General features: G+C 39.2%; 17 protein-coding genes. 11 read left to right on the top strand and 6 right to left on the bottom strand.

Going from position 1 to position 18,139, the window contains the following annotated elements; genetic code table 11:
• Nucleotides 1–20: 20 nt before the first annotated feature.
• From ACXYSL_RS03645 to ACXYSL_RS03635, 3 genes are all read left to right on the top strand, one after another.
• Complete coding sequence (locus ACXYSL_RS03645) at nt 21–287, top strand: ACT domain-containing protein (protein WP_045617779.1); 267 nt, start codon at nt 21–23, stop codon at nt 285–287.
• A 9-nt stretch (nt 288–296) separates the two neighbouring features.
• Nucleotides 297–1,634, top strand: a complete 1,338-nt coding sequence (locus ACXYSL_RS03640) for a PFL family protein (RefSeq protein ID WP_096421607.1) — start codon at nt 297–299, stop codon at nt 1,632–1,634.
• A gap of 236 nt (nt 1,635–1,870) precedes the next feature.
• Nucleotides 1,871–2,572 carry a histidine phosphatase family protein gene (locus ACXYSL_RS03635; RefSeq protein ID WP_096421609.1) on the top strand — a complete coding sequence of 234 codons (702 nt, stop codon included), beginning with the start codon at nt 1,871–1,873 and terminating at the stop codon, nt 2,570–2,572.
• Nucleotides 2,573–2,666: 94 nt separating this feature from the next.
• On the opposite strand, the gene ACXYSL_RS03630 is transcribed toward ACXYSL_RS03635, so the two are convergent.
• From ACXYSL_RS03630 to ACXYSL_RS03605, 6 genes are all read right to left on the bottom strand, one after another.
• Nucleotides 2,667–4,325: an ABC transporter permease gene (locus ACXYSL_RS03630; RefSeq protein WP_458623999.1), complete on the bottom strand. Its 1,659-nt coding sequence runs from the start codon at nt 4,323–4,325 to the stop codon at nt 2,667–2,669.
• The gene (locus ACXYSL_RS03625; protein ID WP_007520794.1) at nt 4,315–5,406 is read right to left on the bottom strand and encodes an ABC transporter ATP-binding protein; all 1,092 of its coding nucleotides are present in this window, start codon (nt 5,404–5,406) and stop codon (nt 4,315–4,317) included. Before ACXYSL_RS03625 ends, ACXYSL_RS03630 begins: the two co-directional genes overlap by 11 nt.
• Nucleotides 5,407–5,418: 12 nt before the next feature.
• On the bottom strand, nt 5,419–6,465 hold the full coding sequence (locus ACXYSL_RS03620) for an ABC transporter substrate-binding protein (protein ID WP_007520793.1): 1,047 nt from the start codon (nt 6,463–6,465) through the stop codon (nt 5,419–5,421).
• A gap of 162 nt (nt 6,466–6,627) precedes the next feature.
• Nucleotides 6,628–7,668 (bottom strand): ABC transporter substrate-binding protein, encoded by a 1,041-nt coding sequence (locus ACXYSL_RS03615; RefSeq protein WP_096421613.1) that lies wholly within the window; start codon nt 7,666–7,668, stop codon nt 6,628–6,630.
• A 216-nt stretch (nt 7,669–7,884) separates the two neighbouring features.
• Nucleotides 7,885–8,655, bottom strand: coding sequence for a response regulator transcription factor (locus ACXYSL_RS03610; protein WP_021164622.1), 771 nt, complete (start codon nt 8,653–8,655; stop codon nt 7,885–7,887).
• On the bottom strand, nt 8,648–10,297 hold the full coding sequence (locus ACXYSL_RS03605) for a sensor histidine kinase (protein ID WP_458623998.1): 1,650 nt from the start codon (nt 10,295–10,297) through the stop codon (nt 8,648–8,650). Before ACXYSL_RS03605 ends, ACXYSL_RS03610 begins: the two co-directional genes overlap by 8 nt.
• Before the next feature lie 148 nt (nt 10,298–10,445).
• Between ACXYSL_RS03605 and leuS the strand changes: the two genes are divergently transcribed.
• The 8 genes from leuS (at nt 10,446) to ACXYSL_RS03565 (ending at nt 17,959) form a co-directional block, all read left to right on the top strand.
• Nucleotides 10,446–12,947, top strand: coding sequence for a leucine--tRNA ligase (gene leuS / locus ACXYSL_RS03600; RefSeq protein ID WP_458623997.1), 2,502 nt, complete (start codon nt 10,446–10,448; stop codon nt 12,945–12,947).
• 257 nt (nt 12,948–13,204) lie between these two features.
• Nucleotides 13,205–13,618 carry a YjdF family protein gene (locus tag ACXYSL_RS03595; protein ID WP_000407103.1) on the top strand — a complete coding sequence of 138 codons (414 nt, stop codon included), beginning with the start codon at nt 13,205–13,207 and terminating at the stop codon, nt 13,616–13,618.
• 511 nt (nt 13,619–14,129) lie between these two features.
• The gene (locus ACXYSL_RS03590) at nt 14,130–14,996 is read left to right on the top strand and encodes an ABC transporter ATP-binding protein (RefSeq protein WP_458623996.1); all 867 of its coding nucleotides are present in this window, start codon (nt 14,130–14,132) and stop codon (nt 14,994–14,996) included.
• Complete coding sequence (locus ACXYSL_RS03585; protein WP_458623995.1) at nt 14,996–15,838, top strand: ABC transporter permease; 843 nt, start codon at nt 14,996–14,998, stop codon at nt 15,836–15,838. Before ACXYSL_RS03590 ends, ACXYSL_RS03585 begins: the two co-directional genes overlap by 1 nt.
• Nucleotides 15,839–15,856: 18 nt before the next feature.
• Nucleotides 15,857–16,312, top strand: coding sequence for a LytTR family DNA-binding domain-containing protein (locus ACXYSL_RS03580; RefSeq protein WP_000701939.1), 456 nt, complete (start codon nt 15,857–15,859; stop codon nt 16,310–16,312).
• Between the two features lie 9 nt (nt 16,313–16,321).
• Complete coding sequence (locus ACXYSL_RS03575; protein WP_458623994.1) at nt 16,322–16,741, top strand: DUF3021 domain-containing protein; 420 nt, start codon at nt 16,322–16,324, stop codon at nt 16,739–16,741.
• 94 nt (nt 16,742–16,835) lie between these two features.
• A complete protein-coding gene (locus ACXYSL_RS03570) occupies nt 16,836–17,531 on the top strand; it encodes a GNAT family N-acetyltransferase (RefSeq protein ID WP_458623993.1) in 696 nt (231 codons plus the stop codon).
• 11 nt (nt 17,532–17,542) lie between these two features.
• Entirely contained in the window at nt 17,543–17,959 is a 417-nt protein-coding gene (locus tag ACXYSL_RS03565) for a GNAT family N-acetyltransferase (RefSeq protein ID WP_458623992.1), read from the top strand.
• Nucleotides 17,960–18,139 lie beyond the last annotated feature (180 nt).

Genomic DNA, 18,139 nt, shown 5'->3' with positions numbered 1-18,139 from the left:
CGTAGAATGGGAGTCTAAAAATGAAGGCTATTATTACAGTGGTTGGCAAGGACAAGGCTGGTATTGTTGCAGGCGTGTCTACTAAAATTGCAGAATTGGGTTTGAATATTGATGATATTTCTCAAACAGTACTGGATGAGTATTTTACCATGATGGCAGTCGTATCTAGTGATGAAAAGCAGGATTTTACAACTCTTCGAAATGAGTTTGAAACTTTCGGACAGACCTTGAATGTCAAAATCAATATCCAGAGTGCAGCGATTTTTGATGCCATGTACAATATCTAGGAGGTCATCATGGATATTAGACAAGTTACTGAAACCATTGCCATGATTGAGGAGCAGAATTTCGATATCAGAACCATCACCATGGGGATTTCCCTTTTGGACTGTATTGATCCAGATATCAATCGTGCTGCTGAAAAGATTTACCAAAAAATCACCACTAAAGCTGCAAATTTAGTGGCTGTAGGAGACGAAATTGCTGCAGAACTTGGGATTCCTATTGTTAATAAACGGGTATCGGTGACTCCAATTTCCTTGATTGGAGCTGCGACTGATGCGACAGACTATCTTGTTTTGGCAAAGGCACTTGACAAGGCTGCCAAGGAGATTGGTGTTGACTTTATTGGTGGATTCTCAGCTTTGGTACAAAAAGGCTACCAAAAAGGAGATGAAATTCTCATCAATTCTATCCCACGCGCTCTAGCTGAGACAGACAAGGTTTGTTCGTCTGTTAACATTGGCTCAACTAAGTCAGGTATCAACATGACTGCGATTGCTGATATGGGACGTATCGTCAAGGAAACAGCTGCGCTATCAGATATGGGTGCAGCCAAGCTGGTCGTATTTGCTAATGCTGTTGAGGACAATCCTTTTATGGCGGGGGCCTTCCATGGTGTCGGTGAAGCAGATGTCATCATCAATGTTGGAGTTTCAGGCCCTGGTGTCGTCAAGCGCGCCTTGGAGAAAGTTCGTGGACAGAGCTTTGATGTAGTAGCTGAGACGGTCAAGAAAACAGCCTTTAAGATTACTCGTATTGGTCAGTTAGTTGGTCAAATGGCAAGTGAACGGCTTGGAGTCGACTTTGGGATCGTAGACCTAAGTTTGGCACCAACTCCGGCAGTTGGTGATTCTGTGGCTCGAGTACTGGAGGAAATGGGTCTAGAAACAGTAGGAACGCATGGGACGACGGCTGCCCTTGCTCTTTTGAATGACCAAGTTAAGAAGGGCGGAGTGATGGCTTGTAACCAAGTCGGTGGCTTGTCAGGTGCTTTTATCCCTGTCTCTGAAGACGAGGGTATGATTGCTGCGGTGCAAAATGGCTCTCTGAATTTAGAAAAACTAGAGGCCATGACGGCTATCTGTTCTGTTGGGCTGGATATGATTGCCATTCCGGAAGATACGCCTGCTGAAACCATTGCGGCTATGATTGCGGATGAGGCGGCAATCGGTGTTATTAACATGAAAACAACGGCTGTCCGTATTATTCCAAAGGGCAAAGAAGGCGATATGATTGAGTTCGGTGGTTTGCTAGGAACAGCTCCAGTTATGAAGGTCAACGGAGCATCGTCTGTTGATTTCATCTCTCGTGGTGGCCAAATTCCAGCTCCAATCCATAGTTTTAAAAATTAATAAAAAAGAGAGAGGATTTAAGTTGGGTTTAAGGATGACTGTGTATACTATAATCATTAAATAAAGACCTCCTAACTTTATTTAATAGAAATCCTAAACTTTTTCATAATAATCTCCTAGGGAAGCTACCGTGAGGGTAGCTTTTCTTGTGGTAAAATTAGGAGAAGGAGCTTTGCTTTTGAAAGCCAAATATTTCTTTGATCCATGATATAATAGAAGAAAATGGAGGATAGAAAATGTCTAAAGTAAGATTGTACTTAGTCCGTCATGGGAAAACCATGTTTAACACGATTGGACGTGCTCAAGGATGGAGTGATACGCCTCTAACTGCAGAAGGTGAGTTGGGAATTCATGAGTTGGGAATTGGCTTGAGAGAGTCTGGTTTGCAGTTTGACCGAGCTTATTCCAGTGATTCAGGGCGTACCATTCAGACCATGGGAATTATCCTAGAAGAACTGGGCTTACAAGGGAAAATCCCTTACCGCATGGATAAGCGAATCCGTGAGTGGTGCTTTGGTAGTTTTGATGGGGCCTATGATGGAGACCTCTTTATGGGGGTCATTCCTCGTGTTTTCAAGGTGGATCATGTTCATCAGTTATCCTATGCGGAGCTAGCAGAAGGTTTGGTAGAGGTTGATACTGCTGGTTGGGCTGAAGGTTGGGAAAAACTCAGTGGTCGTATCAGAGAAGGTTTCGAAACGATTGCCAAAGAAATGGAAGAACAAGGTGGTGGCAATGCCCTGGTTGTGAGTCACGGGATGACCATTGGTACGATGGTTTATCTCATCAATGGCATGCATCCGCATGGTCTAGATAATGGTAGTGTGACCGTTCTAGAATACGAGAACGGTCAGTTTACAGTCGATGTCGTTGGTGACCGTAGTTACCGAGAACTAGGGCGTGAGAAGATGGGAGAAATCTCTATTCAGTCAAAATAGAACGGCTTGCTATAAACTAGAGATTTGATAACCATATCAAAATAAGAAAAAACAGCCAAGGGATATCCTTTCGGCTGTTTTTGATAGAGGAAAACTAGAGGGTAATGCTATTGTTTTTAGAAATTTTCATAAATAGTAATAATGAAGTAACTGTCAAGACAGTGAGGATAGTTGACAAAGCAGCTGCCACACCATAATTTCCACGAAGTACTTCAGTGTAGATAGCTACAGTCATTGTTCTAGTCTTAACATTGTATAAGAGAATTGAAGTAGAAAGTTCTGAAATCATTGTTACCCATGATAAGATTGCACCTGAGATGATACCTGAAAGCATCATTGGGGTGGTGATTTTAGTAAAGGTATTAAGACGACTACTTCCTAAACTTTCTGCAGCTTCTTCAATGAACGGAGAAATCTGTTGCAAGCTAGCTACTGAAGATCGAATAGTATATGGGAGTCTTCTAACAGATAAGGACATGATTAGGATAAAGGCTGTTCCTGTAATCATAAGGAAGCCACTTCCGAAGATTCCTGTATTGAAAGAAGAGATAAATGCAATACCGAGAACAGTTCCTGGTACGATATAAGGTACCATACTGAGGCTGTCAATTAAGTTTGTAAACAAATTTCGTTTTCTAACGGCTAGGTAGGAGATAAATGTTGCAAATAGGACAACTAGAACTAAGGCAATCAAAGGGATACGAATGGTATTGAAAATAGCAGACCCCATGCGATTGAAAGCTACCTTGTAACTGTTTAGAGAATAGCCTTTGACAAATACCATACCTGATGTTTTTAGGAAAGAAGTATAAATCAAGTAGACTTGAGGTAGAACAGAGAACAAGATAATTCCGTAGACTGTTGCATAAATAGCAGCCATTTTTCCTTTTGTAGTTTTTTTAGGTTGGATTGGATGGAGCGAATTCATGCTGAAACTGTAGCGATTTGAAATGTATTTTTGGATAAGGAAAATTGCTAAGGCAATGATAATCGCCATAATTGCTAAAGCAGATGCAAAAGCAGAATTTCCTCCAACCTCGCTAATAAATTGGGTATAAATCAGGACAGGGAAAGTCCTATATCCTTCACCAATCAACATAGGCGTTCCAAAGTCTGAGAATGCTCTCATAAATACAAGCAAGGCAGCAGCTAGTAAGGTTGGAACTAGGAGAGGTAAAACAACCGTTACGATACGTTTAAATCCGAAGGACCCCATGCTTTCAGCGGCTTCAAGTAGAGAATTGTCAATACTTTTCATTGTCCCAGCAACGTATAGAAATACCAGTGGGAATAGTTGCAGTGTAAAGACAAGTACAATTCCTTTGAATCCATAAATATCGATAGCTGGAAGATGAAGGGAATTTGTCAGAAATTTAGTGATAACCCCATTTCGTCCCAGCAAGAGAATCCAGGAGTAGGCTCCCACGAAAGGAGCTGACATGGAAGCAATGATAATCAATATTTGTAGAAATTTCTTCCCCTTGAAGTCATACATAGAGAAGAGATAAGCTAATAAGGTTCCTACAACTAAGGAAGTGACAGTAGCGGTAATGGAAACCTTGAAACTGTTGACAAGTGTCTCAGAGTAATATGCTTTACTAAAGAAAGTAACAAAATTAGCTAGTGAGAATTGTCCTTCATGTATGAGTGCCTGCTTGAGAACAGTAACGATAGGATAAACGAGAAATACAAGGTAGGAAAGAAAGATGAAGAAAGAGGAGGCTGTCCAAATATTTAGTTTTTTACGTTCCATGGCTGACTCCTTTTATGAGATTGCGCGAACCGTCTTCAGAGAAGACATTGAGTTTTTGAGTATTGATTCTCAAACGAACACAATCTCCTTTTTCTAAATCTTCTTCGAATGTTGATTCTTCACTTACTTGAAGTTTTGGAGCAAATCCAGTTTCAATGAAGTATTCAGTGTTAAGACCAAGGTAAACACTGTCGGTGATTGTTCCATTGATTGGACCATTTTCATCACGGATAAATTCTTCAGGACGAATGCTAACACGGATGTTTTGCTCGTCAACTTGATCAAGAGTTGGCATACGAAGAGAATAGCCGTCTTCAAAGACTATGTAAGCTCCGTCAGCTTGTTTTTCTAGACGAGCAGGGATTATATTTGTTCTACCAATAAATGTTGCAACAAATTCATTAGCTGGTTTATGATAGAGTTCTTTTGGTCGGCCGATTTGTTGGATAACCCCATCTTTCATAACAGCAATTTGGTCTGAAATAGCCATAGCTTCTTCTTGGTCGTGGGTCACATAAACAGTTGTAATTCCCACTTCGTGTTGAATTTCTCGAATGGCTTGACGCATATCCAAGCGCAGTTTGGCATCCAGATTACTAAGTGGCTCGTCCATGAGGAGAACACTTGGATTAACAGCTAAGGCGCGTGCCAAGGCGACACGTTGTTGTTGTCCACCACTGAGTTTATCTGGCTTTCGATCCGCATATTGAGCAATTTGCATGAGTTCAAGATACTTATTGGTCTGTTGGATCAATTCTTCTTTGGGAACTTTCTTTTGCTTGAGACCAAAAGCAACATTATCTCGAACAGTCAAATGTGGAAAAATAGCGTAGTTTTGGAAAACCATTCCAATATTGCGTTTGCTGGGTTCCATATTATTGATTTTTGTATCATCGAAGTAAAATTCTCCACCTTCGATACTGTTAAAACCCGCAATCATACGAAGAAGAGTCGTTTTCCCACAACCTGAAGGTCCCAAGAGAGTAAAGAGACTTCCTTTGGGAATAGTAACATTCAAGTTTTCAATAACAGGGACGTCGTGGTAGATTTTTTTTGCGTTAATAATTTTGATCTCACTCATAGTGAACCTCTTTTACTGTTTAGATTGGATATCTGTAAAGACTTCGTTGTATTTCTTAACGATATCTGATTTATTCTTGATAACATAATCATAATCTTCAGTGAGTGTTTTGATTTTGTCAATTGGTTTCATATTTTCGCTTGTTTTAGCATTTTTACGAACAGGACGGTTAGTAGTGGTTGTACCAAGGGTATCTTGTACTTCTTGAGAGATAATAAAATCGATAAATTTCTTAGCATTTTCCATGTTTTTAGCTTTTTTAACGATAGCAGCACTCGCTGGTAAGAAAACAGTTCCTTCTTTTGGATAGACTACCTTGATGTTAGCTCCATCATTTAAGAGTTTAACCGCTGGATCTTCATAAGAGAGACCAACAGCCATTTCTCCATCAGCTACTGCTTTATAGACACCAGATGAGCTTGAACCGATTTTACCGTCAATAAGTGTGAAGAGATCTTTTACATAAGACCAAGCTTTATCATCTTTGTAGCCACCTTGAGCTTGGAGCATATTTGTTAATTGAGCAAAGGCGCTAGAAGAGTTTGCTGGGTCAGCAGTTGCGATTTTTCCTTTTAGTTCAGGTTTGAGGAGGTCACTATATCCTTCAATGTTCATGCCTTTAGTTAAATCAGGGTTGATGATTAAAACACTACCATCTAGCGTATAAGGAGTAGAGTAGCCAGTTGTGTTTTGATATTCTTTGATAACATTATCATTTTCTTTTGAAGTATAGTTTTCAAAGAGTTCTCCGTGGGTAGCATATTGTGTATAAGAACCACCAAAGATGACATCGGCGACAGGAGCTTCTTTTTCTGACTCTAGTTTTTTGAAAAGTTCTCCAGTACCAGCTTGAATCAGTTCTACTTTGATACCATATTTTTCTTCAAAGGCAGGAATAGTTGCTCCAATTAAGCCCTCTGAGTTTGGTGAATAAACGACTAGCGAACCGCCGTCTCCTTTATCAGATGAACTGTCATCGGCAGATTCATTAGAAGAACAAGCAGCAAGACCAAAAAGAGCTAGTCCGCAAGCAGCATAATACATCCATTTCTTTTTCATGATGGATACCTCCGTTATGTTATTTAAGTTTATTTTAAAACAATGTAAGCGTTTTTAAAACTAATAATTCTATTCTATTAGAGTAAAATTCTCTACAAAAACGGAAGTAATCTTTTTGATTTTATAGTAGGGTTCGACAGTTAATAATTGAAAAGTCAAATTTTATTTTTTAGATTGGATATCTGTAAAAATATCATTGTACTTTTTAAGAATAGCTGATTTATTTTGGATGACATAATCTGAATCTTCAGTAGCGATATTGATTTCTGTCATTGATTTCATATTTTTATTGGTTTTAGCATTTTTTCGAATGGGTCTGATGGTTGTTTCAGTTCCTAGTTTATCCTGAATGTCTTGAGAAAGAAGGAAATCGATAAATTTTTTAGCATTTTCCATGTGTTTGGCATTTTTGATAATAGCTGCGTTACCAGGTAAAAAGACGGTTCCTTCTTTTGGATAAATGACTTTTACATCAACGCCATCGTTTAAGAGTTTCAATGCAGGATCTTCATAGGTAAGTCCTACAGCCATTTCTCCGTCAGCGACAGATTTGTAGACATTTGAAGAACTAGAAGCAATTTTCCCGTCTACTAAGCTAAATAGATTTTTCACATATGTCCAAGCTTGCTCATTTTCATAGCCACCTTGATCCACAAGCATGTTTGTTAATTGAGCAAAGGCACTAGAAGAATTACTTGGATCAGCAGTAGCAATTTTTCCTTTTAATTTAGGATTAAGTAAATCATTATAGCCTTCAATTTTAATATCTTTAGTTAAAGCTGAATTGACAATTAGAACACTGACATCAAGAGTGTATGGAGTGTAGAATCCTGTTTTATTCTGATATTCAGGGATAATTTGGTCGTTTTCTTGGGAGATATAGGGCTCAAAGAGTTTTTCGTTAGAAGAGAAGAGTGCGTAGGAACCTCCGAAAATGACATCGGCTACGGGAGCTTCTTTCTCAGCTTCTGCTTTCTTGAATAATTCACCAGTACTAGCTTGGACTAAGTCAACCTTGATGCCATATTTTTCTTCGAAGGCTGGGATTGTTTCTTCGATAAGATCTTCAGGGTTAGGCGAGTATACAACCAAAGTGTTATTCGAATCTGTTTCAGTGCTAGTTTCCGCTCCTATAGCTGAAGAACATCCTGATAAAGTAAGAAATATCCAACCACAAGAGAGAAAGAATAGTAGTTTTTTCATAAGAGTCTCCTTTTTTACGAACGTTTTTGCTCTACAACTTTTATAACGTTTATAATTTGTAGAGTCCTACAGAATATAATAAAAACCTTAAAGAAATCTAAAATAGAAAATAGGAATTAAGCTCCTAGAGTAAGGATGCGTGAACTGTGGATAGGATTTTGATGGTAAGTATAAAATAAAAAGATTGCTACAATAAAGTTAAGCAATCCTTTTACATCAATGATTTTTATCCATAAGTTTTAATTCTTTTGGAGAAATATGGAGATACTTTTTAAAGACTTTGGCAAAATATTTATAGTCTGAAAATCCAACTTGTTCAGAGATATCGCTTAAGGGGGCATTGGGGGACTCGGCCATTTTATCTATAGCTTGCTTGAGGCGGTAGCGTAAGATATATTCATTTAGTGTCATGGGGAAGTCTTCTTTGATAACCTTATATAGATAACTTTCACTATATCCCAGCGATTCTGCTAGCTTACTAATAGTAAAATGTTCTGCATAGTGGTTGTGGACAAAGGAAATAATTTGCTGAATGATTTGATTTTGTGTATCAACTTGTTGGATAGAGGAGAGTAAAGTTTGATATTCTTCTAAAAAAGGAGTTTCTTGATAGGTGCTAACTTGTAATCGCAAAACAATGTTTTGAAGACATTCTGTCAATTCCTTTGTGTCAATTGGTTTGGATAAGAAATCAACTGCCCCATATTGCATGGCTTTTTTTGCATTTTGAAAATCGTTATAACCAGATAAGATAACTTTTTCATAAGAAAGGGTACGAGTGGCTTCGAACATCATAAAAGCATCCATAATTGGCATTGTGATGTCTGTTAAGACAATATGAGGTTCTTTTTCTTGGATGAGTTTCATTCCCTCTTGACCGTGACTGGCAGTTCCTACAACTTGGATGCCTAAGGCAGAGTAGTCTACGGCAATCTCTAGCCATTTTCGAATGAGGTGTTCATCTTCTACGATAATGAGCTTAAACATGAGTTAGTCCTTTCGTTACAAATTTGACCCAAGTTTCTCCTTGACGATTGACTCCTAAATCTAGCTGAACATCAGGAAAGAAATTGCTCAATCGTTTGTAGCTGTTAACAATGCCATGCTGGGTATGAGGGCTATCTAAAGAGTCTAAAATAGCGACTCGCTCTTGTTTTGTGAGTCCTCCAGCATTATCCTTGACTAAAAAAGTTAGAGAATCTGCTTCCAAGGTAATTTGGATATCAATATGAAGATCAATACGGTATTGCATCCCATATTTTATAGCATTTTCTACTAAGGGAAGCAAGAAAAGTTTAGGGATAGGCTGATTATCGACAGTTTCTGGGCAGACAATATCATAGGAAAAGTGCTCGAAACGAATTTTATGAATAATAAGGTAATCCTTTATAATCTTTAAATCTTGACAAATGGTTGTTTCTTTTTCTAAATCGGTGATACTGTAGCGAAGAATGCGCGTGAGATTTTGGATTAGGTCTTGTGTGAGACTTGCATCCATTAAAGAAGTGATTTTAATCGTTTCAAGTGTATTGTAGAGAAAATGAGGATTGAACTGAGCTTCTAGCATTTTTCTTTCAAAAACCCATTTTTCCTTTTCAATGGTCAACATCTTTTGATGAAGCTCATCTAACTCCTGTAGCATGTTGTTAATTTTCTCAGCTATCAGTTCAAATTCATCCCCTGTATGGAGCCTGAGTTTCTTTTCTTTTTTCTTAGGAATTGCATGTAATTGAAAGACTAAACTTTCAATAGGACCAGCATTATGAGTTGCGATTTTATGGGCGATTCTCCTAGCCTGCCAAAAATATAATAGAAAGATACAAATTGTTAGTATGGAAGCAAGACTAAGTAAACTAGGAATAGGAAAGAATGATTGGAAAGTGTAAATTGAAAAAATTAAATCAACTTTATGTTTTTCGATCAATAGTGGATTTTCAATGAACCAATGTGTTTTTGAACGGAGCGATTTCTCATCAAATTTTTCCAGAGTAGATTGTGTAAATTGATTAGTATTACTAGAGTATATATTACCAAAGGTATCTGTGATGACGTATTTTGAATTAATTAGAGGGATACTTGATACGAAGTCATTCTCATTAACAAAAGAAATACTGTAAGCTATTGCTCGTTGATTTTGAATTATGGGCATAATAAAGACAGCATAATGCTGCTTATCCATAGATAGAGCAACTTTCTCTGAAATGGATCCTTGGGTAGGATTCTGAATTAATAATTTTAAATAATAGGGAGCTAAAAGAGTTTCTTTATGATTGCGATTAGTGCTAAATAAAAGTTCGCCAGTATCATCGAGAATGACAAAATCAGAACTAAGTTTTAGTTGCGCTTTTGTTTCATAAAATAGACTAAATAATTCTCTGTCAGTGTGTTTACCTTCTATAAATTCTGGAACCATCTTTTTATTCATAGTTTCCAACAATTCATAATTCGCTTGTTTCATGTCATGAACATGTTGAGCAATTTGTTGAGTATCTTTAGCTAGTTGTTGTTTTTGTAAAAAATAGGAAAAACCAAAAAGAAAAATTAGTAATAAAAGAGAGGATATAAAAGCTGCTATAGAGCTTCTATGAAGAATTTCTTTTTGAAGAGATTTTTTAAAGGAATGAGACATCCGTTACCTCCTTTGGAAGGGGTTTCTGTTATAAGTATAGCAGTTTAAAAATTCTAGAGCAAGGTAAAATAGAAAAGTGTAGAATAGAACGAGACCAAATTCCCCCAAAAATGGTATAATAGTAACATCACAAAATTGGAGAGAGACCATGAGTTTTTACAATCATAAAGAAATTGAGCCTAAGTGGCAAGGCTATTGGGCCCAACATCATACATTTAAGACAGGAACAGATGCGTCAAAACCGAAGTTTTATGCTCTCGACATGTTCCCATATCCTTCAGGAGCCGGATTGCACGTAGGACACCCAGAAGGTTATACAGCAACAGATATTCTCAGCCGTTACAAACGTGCGCAAGGCTACAATGTCCTTCACCCAATGGGATGGGATGCCTTTGGTTTGCCTGCAGAGCAATACGCTATGGATACGGGGAATGACCCAGCAGAATTTACAGCGGAAAACATTGCTAACTTCAAACGCCAAATCAATGCGCTTGGATTCTCTTACGACTGGGATCGTGAAGTCAACACAACAGATCCAAACTACTACAAATGGACGCAGTGGATTTTCACCAAACTTTACGAAAAAGGCTTGGCCTATGAAGCCGAAGTACCAGTAAACTGGGTGGAAGAATTGGGAACGGCCATTGCCAACGAAGAAGTCCTTCCTGACGGAACTTCTGAGCGTGGTGGCTATCCCGTTGTCCGCAAACCAATGCGCCAATGGATGCTTAAAATCACGGCCTATGCAGAGCGCTTGCTCAATGACTTGGATGAGTTGGATTGGCCAGAGTCTATCAAGGACATGCAACGCAACTGGATTGGTAAATCAACTGGTGCTAATGTAACTTTCAAAGTTAAGGGAACAGACAAGAAATTTACCGTCTTTACCACTCGTCCTGATACGCTTTTCGGTGCGACTTTCACTGTATTGGCACCTGAGCATGATTTGGTAGATGCTATCGTCAGTCCAGAACAAGCTGAAGCCGTAGCAGACTACAAACACCAAGCTAGCCTCAAGTCAGACTTGGCTCGTACCGACCTTGCTAAGGAAAAAACAGGGGTTTGGACGGGTGCTTATGCCCTCAACCCTGTCAATGGCAAAGAAATTCCAATCTGGATTGCCGACTATGTTCTTGCTAGTTATGGAACAGGTGCGGTTATGGCTGTGCCAGCCCACGACCAACGTGACTGGGAATTTGCCAAACAATTTGACCTTCCAATCGTAGAAGTGCTTGAAGGTGGAAATGTAGCAGAAGCTGCCTATACTGAAGATGGTCTTCATGTCAATTCAGACTTCCTAGATGGCCTTAACAAAGAAGAAGCGATTGCTAAAATTGTGGCTTGGTTGGAAGAAAAAGGCTGCGGTCAAGAAAAAGTCACCTACCGTCTCCGCGACTGGCTCTTTAGCCGTCAACGTTACTGGGGTGAGCCAATTCCAATCATTCATTGGGAAGATGGAACTTCAACAGCCGTTCCTGAAAGTGAATTGCCACTTGTCTTACCAGTAACCAAGGATATCCGCCCTTCAGGTACTGGGGAAAGCCCATTGGCTAACTTGACTGACTGGCTTGAAGTGACTCGTGAAGATGGTGTCAAAGGTCGTCGTGAAACCAACACCATGCCACAATGGGCTGGTTCAAGCTGGTACTACCTCCGTTATATTGACCCACACAATACTGAGAAATTGGCTGATGAGGATCTCCTCAAACAATGGTTGCCAGTCGATATCTACGTGGGTGGTGCAGAACACGCCGTGCTTCACTTGCTTTACGCTCGTTTCTGGCACAAATTCCTCTATGACCTCGGTGTTGTTCCGACTAAGGAACCATTCCAAAAACTCTTTAACCAAGGAATGATTTTGGGAACAAGCTACCGTGACCACCGTGGGGCTCTTGTGGCGACTGATAAGGTTGAAAAACGTGACGGATCCTTCTTCCATGTGGAAACAGGAGAAGAGTTGGAGCAAGCGCCAGCCAAGATGTCTAAATCTCTCAAAAACGTGGTGAACCCAGACGATGTGGTGGAACAATATGGTGCCGATACCCTTCGTGTTTATGAAATGTTCATGGGACCACTCGATGCTTCGATCGCTTGGTCAGAAGAAGGCTTGGAAGGAAGTCGTAAATTCCTTGACCGTGTGTACCGTTTGATCACAAGTAAGGAAATCGTTGGGGAAAACAATGGCGCTCTTGACAAGGTTTACAACGAAACTGTTAAAGCTGTCACAGAGCAAATCGAGTCCATGAAATTCAACACAACCATTGCCCAGCTCATGGTCTTTGTCAACGCAGCTAACAAGGAAGACAAACTCTATGTAGACTACGCTAAAGGCTTTATCCAATTGATCGCCCCATTTGCGCCTCACTTGGCAGAAGAACTCTGGCAAACAGTCGCAGCAACAGGTGAGTCCATCTCTTATGTAGCTTGGCCAACATGGGACGAAAGCAAATTGGTTGAAGACGAAATCGAAATCGTCGTCCAAATCAAAGGTAAAGTTCGTGCCAAACTCATGGTCGCTAAAGACCTGTCACGCGAAGAATTGCAAGAAATTGCTTTCGCTGACGAAAAAGTCAAAGCAGAAATTGACGGTAAGGAAATCGTGAAAGTGATTAGTGTCCCTAACAAGCTTGTGAATATTGTGGTGAAATAACCAATTTATTTGCTCATTTGCAACCTCAAACAGTTCCCCAAACTGTTTGAGCCAACTAAACTCGTTAATATCGTTGTGAAATAAGATAGGAATCCTTCAGAGTAGAATCTGGAGGATTTTTAAATTGGATTATGCTATAATAGTCCCAACTAAGATAAAAACACAGTTCTGGTTGGTAGTCCAGACGTAGGCAAGCCTATCAGTAACCTTCCTCCTTGGTTGTCCATTCTTAGGGATAGATTTAAGGAGGTGCTGTCGTGGAAATCGTTTCAATTGGCTTGACAGTTTATTTTGAAGATGGATTTTGGCATGGATTGTTTGAACAAGAGTACGAGGGAACTTATCAAGTTTGTCGAGTGACATTTGGTCAGGAACCAAAAGAGGATGAAATTTTGAAACTTTTACAGACTCAGTTTGTTCGGTTATCTTTTAGTCCAGAGGCAACAGTCAAACAGCATGTGAAGATTAAGAATCCGAAGCGTCTGCAGCGAGCTGTAAAGAAACAGGTGAAGCAGAAAGTTTCTTCTAAGTCACAAGAACTTTTACAGTTGCAGTTTGAGGAACGAAAAAAGCATTCAAAACAACAGTCTAGTCTCCAAAAGCAATTGCTCAAGCAAGAGAAATTTGAACGCAAACAGCAAAAACGTAGAGAGAAGCACAAGGGTCACTAGTGACTCTCTCTTTCATAAAATAGAACAGCTCTTCTTGGATAACAAGAGCTGTTTTTGCTTGTATTGAAAATTCCTCTCCTAATAGCTCTACTTATCGTCAAAAATTTTACTAATGGCAGTTTCAAATTCAGGACAATACTTGCTTGCTTTAAATTCAATCCTGTCCTATTCAGCAGTTTCATTTTGCTAGAAGGGAGTGTGTGTCATGATTTCTGATTCATTTTTTATTGTTTGGTTTAGCGAGAACAATACTACCGACTCTTGGATTTTTCTGCCGGATGCTATAAAACACCTCTTTTATAGTGCATGTTTAAAAATATAATGTGTGGTTGTAAGTGATTTTCCACTTCCTCTAGTGATTCGATAGGAGAAAAACGGTTGCAGCCTGAACCACTTTAACTTAGCCCCCATTATTTTACCACTTGGCCTTTCATTTTAACTGCTTATCTCAAAAGTCGATTTTTCTTTCATTCTTTTTGTTAAACTAGTGAGGTAAAGAGGAGGGAAAAATATGATTTTACAAGCTAAACATTTGACTAAACGGTATGGCAATCATATGGCTGTCGATGATATTCAGTTAGAGTTTGAAAAAGGAAGTTTCAATGCTATTTTGGGACCCAATGGTGCAGGGAAATCAACCACTATTTCCATGTTAATCGGTTTGAAAAAGCCGACACAAGGTCAAATTCGATATGCGCCAAATACGAAAATCGGAGTTGTTTTTCAAGCTAGTGTACTGGATGAGATGTTGACGGTTAGGGAAAATCTCACGATTCGTGCTCAACAGTATAAGGAGATTGCAGCAAGTCGTGTGGATGATTTGATTCATCAACTGGGTTTGACGGCTTTCCAGAAACAACTCTATGGAACCTTGTCAGGTGGACAAAAACGTCGGGTTGATATTGCGCGTGCTCTTCTTTCGCGACCAGATATTCTTTTCTTGGATGAACCAACGACAGGTCTTGATATTCAGACTCGCAAATCCATCTGGGATCTGCTGTATCGACTACAAAAGGATGAAGGGATGACTATTATCTTAACGACTCATTATCTGGATGAAGCAGATGAAGCGGATCAGATCTATATCGTTGATCATGGAAAAGTGATCGCGCAAGGTTCTGCGACTGCTATCAAAAGTCAGTATGCATCTAATATCCTAAAAATTCGTTTTAAGGAAATGAAGGATTTAGAAAAGTTGCTACAGACTGGAATGACAGTAGAGGAAGAAAACGAGTTGGAATATCTTTTTTATCCAAGGACGTCACAGGAAGCCATTGAATATTTGGCAAAAGTTCGAGAAAAAATTGATTCTTTTGAGTTTCGCCCAGGTACTATGGATGATGCCTTTATTGCACTTACAGGAAGAGAGGTTCGCTAATGCTAGCTTTATTGAAACGGAATTTTATCTTATATTTTCGTAATCGTTCGGGAGTATTTTTCTCATTATTGGGGGCATTGATTTCCTTCCTCCTTTATATCATTTTTTTGCAGAAGAACCTGACGGATTCTTGGTCCCAACTCCCTGATAGTACGAACCTTTTAAATAACTGGCTGATGGGTGGGACCTTGGCTGTGACTGGGATGACAACCAGTTTTACGGCTCTTAAACAAATGGTACAGGACCGCGAAAATCAAGTGGATCAAGATCTGTTCTTGACAGATTTAGGTAACTGGGGCTTACAGACGTCCTATCTAATCAGTAGTATTGTTATTTCTTTTGTCATGCAGGTGTTTATGTATGCTGTTATGAGTTTTTATTTTAAAGAGAGCCCAGTTATCAGTCATTTACCGGAAATCGCTTTGATTATGTTGTTAAGCAGTCTGCTTTCAAGTTTGGTAAATGTTCTCTTGATTTACCGTTTTCAATCTGTAGATAGCCTTGGGAAACTGGCAACGATAGTGGGAACTGCTTCTGGATTTTTAGTAGGAACTTATATCCCCATTGGAGTACTACCTGATTCTGCACAGCTTTTCATGAAATGTACCCCTGCAACTTATATTGCTTCTCTCTATCGACAAGTCTTGATGAAAGAGCGGTTAGAGACTGCATTTTCAGGAAATAACAGTCTGTTACAGGAATTTCAAGAAAAAATGGGAATCCAAATCAACTGGCAAGAACTATTGACAAAGGAAGAAACATACTTTATAGTGGTTATTATCAGTCTCGTCGCTATTCTTCTTTGGATTTTATTTGTTAAAGTGTTTAGCAAGAGAAAATAAAGGTGTATTGGAGAGAAAATGAAGATTCGTTTTGAAATGAAGACAGAGTTTTCAGAAAAAGACCCACACATTTTAATTCAGGCAGCTCAGTTAACCGACCAAGCAAGAGAAGTCATGGAGTATTTAGAACAATTTTCAACGACTAATCAGGTGGTCATTCCTATTCGAACGGATGATCATCTGGTTATGGTGAAAATTGAGGATCTTATTCTAGCAGATATCGATAAGAATTTGTTGACCATTTATACGGTAGATGGGATTTATAAAACTAAGGAAACATTGACAAACTTTCAGAATCGAATTAATCGACGTAACTTTATACAGATATCGCGTCATTCAGTTATAAACATTGACCATTTAGAGTCATTATCGGATAGCTTTTCAGGGAACATGATGGCTAAGATGACTCGGGGTCTCAAATCGAGTGTGAGTCGGAAATACGTTAAGTCCTTAATGGATTATCTAGGTTTATAGGAGAAAATCATGAAGCGATTGATTGCTTATTTTGTATCGGGAATGCGTACGGCCTCCTTTGTTTATTTGAGTTTGGTGTTATTGGCTCAGTTTTATTCAGGTATTACCTATCCCGCACCAACGACAAAAAATATTCTAGCTTTGTTTTTGATGAGTGGAATTATGGGGGTATTGACCTTAATCCTTGAAAGACTAGAGTTTCTTGCTTATAGTATGCGTGTAGGAGTTCATTTGTTAGCGACAGCTACTATCTTAGCATTGACCTACCTATTTTTTGGCTGGGGTTCAGCATTGTTGAGTCCCTTGCTGTGGTTCTTTTTCTTGTTAATTTATGGACTGATATGGTTGTACCAGATCTGGCAAACTCACAAGCTCACCCAACGAATTAATCAAGCCTTAGAAGATAAAAGAAAGAAAACGAATCACTAATGTAGTGTTGAGGATGAGGTTTGGGGAGAGTGCTAGTTTCCATATAGAGCAAATTATGATATAGTATTTTCAGCGTAAAACAAGGAGAAAAACGATGCCAGTAAATGAATATGGTCAGATAATTGGTGAGTCAATGGAAGGTTATACACCAGGTGAATTGCCTTCTATTAATTTCTTAGAAGGGCGCTACGCTCGGATAGAGGCTCTTTCGGTGGAAAAGCATGCGGAGGATTTATTAGCTGTTTATGGTCCAGATACTCCTCGGGAGATGTGGACCTACCTCTTTCAGGAACCAGTGGCAGATATGGAGGAACTGGTTGCCGTCTTAAATCAGATGTTGGCTCGTAAGGACCGTTTTTACTATGCGATTATAGACAAGGCAACTGGTAAGGCTTTGGGGACTTTTTCTCTCATGCGTATTGACCAGAATAACCGAGTAATAGAAGTGGGAGCTGTCACTTTTTCTCCAGAACTCAGGGGAACACGTATAGGGACAGAGGCTCAATATCTCCTAGCTCGCTATGTTTTTGAAGAGCTTAACTATCGTCGCTATGAGTGGAAATGCGATGCTCTAAATCTGCCATCAAGACGAGCTGCGGAACGTTTGGGCTTTATCTATGAAGGAACCTTCCGCCAGGCAGTTGTTTATAAGGGGCGCACGAGGGATACGGATTGGCTCGCTATGATTGATAAGGACTGGCCTCAAGTTAAAGCTCGTTTGGAAACATGGTTGGCTCCTGAAAATTTTGATAAAAATGGACGGCAGTACAAGAGCTTGAGAGAATTCTGAGAGGTATTGAGATGATAACTATTAGAAAGCAAGAAATTGTCAAGCTAGAGGATGTTTTGCATCTCTATCAGGCAGTCGGTTGGACAAATTATACCCATCAACCTCAGATGCTGGAGAAGGCCTTGTCTCATTCATTAGCGATTTATCTGGCACATGATGGCGATGCCGTAGTGGGCTTGGTCCGTTTGGTCGGAGATGGTTTTTCATCGATTTTTGTCCAGGATTTGATCGTTTTGCCTAGCTATCAGCGCCAAGGGATTGGTAGCGACTTGATGAAAGAGGCCTTAGGTGATTACAAAGATGCCTATCAAGTTCAACTAGTGACAGACCAAACAGAGAAAACCTTGGGATTCTATCGTTCACTGGGTTTTGAAACCTTATCTACTTATGATTGCACAGGAATGATTTGGGTAGATCGAAAAAAATAAAATAATTATTTTTTCTTAAGTAAAATTTAAGTATCCTCGTGTATTATATAGTTGTTAGATAAAGACCTCCTAACTTTATTTAATGAAATCCCAAACTTTTCTTTTTCATCATAATCTCCTAAAGAAGTCACCCAATCAGGTGGCTTTTTTGTTGCTTGAGAAAGGAAATTCCATTTGGAA

This window comes from Streptococcus sp. V913 (genome assembly GCF_054353455.1).
The sequence above is the reverse complement of the archived record's forward strand: the minus strand, read 5'-3'. Positions and strand labels throughout refer to the sequence as shown.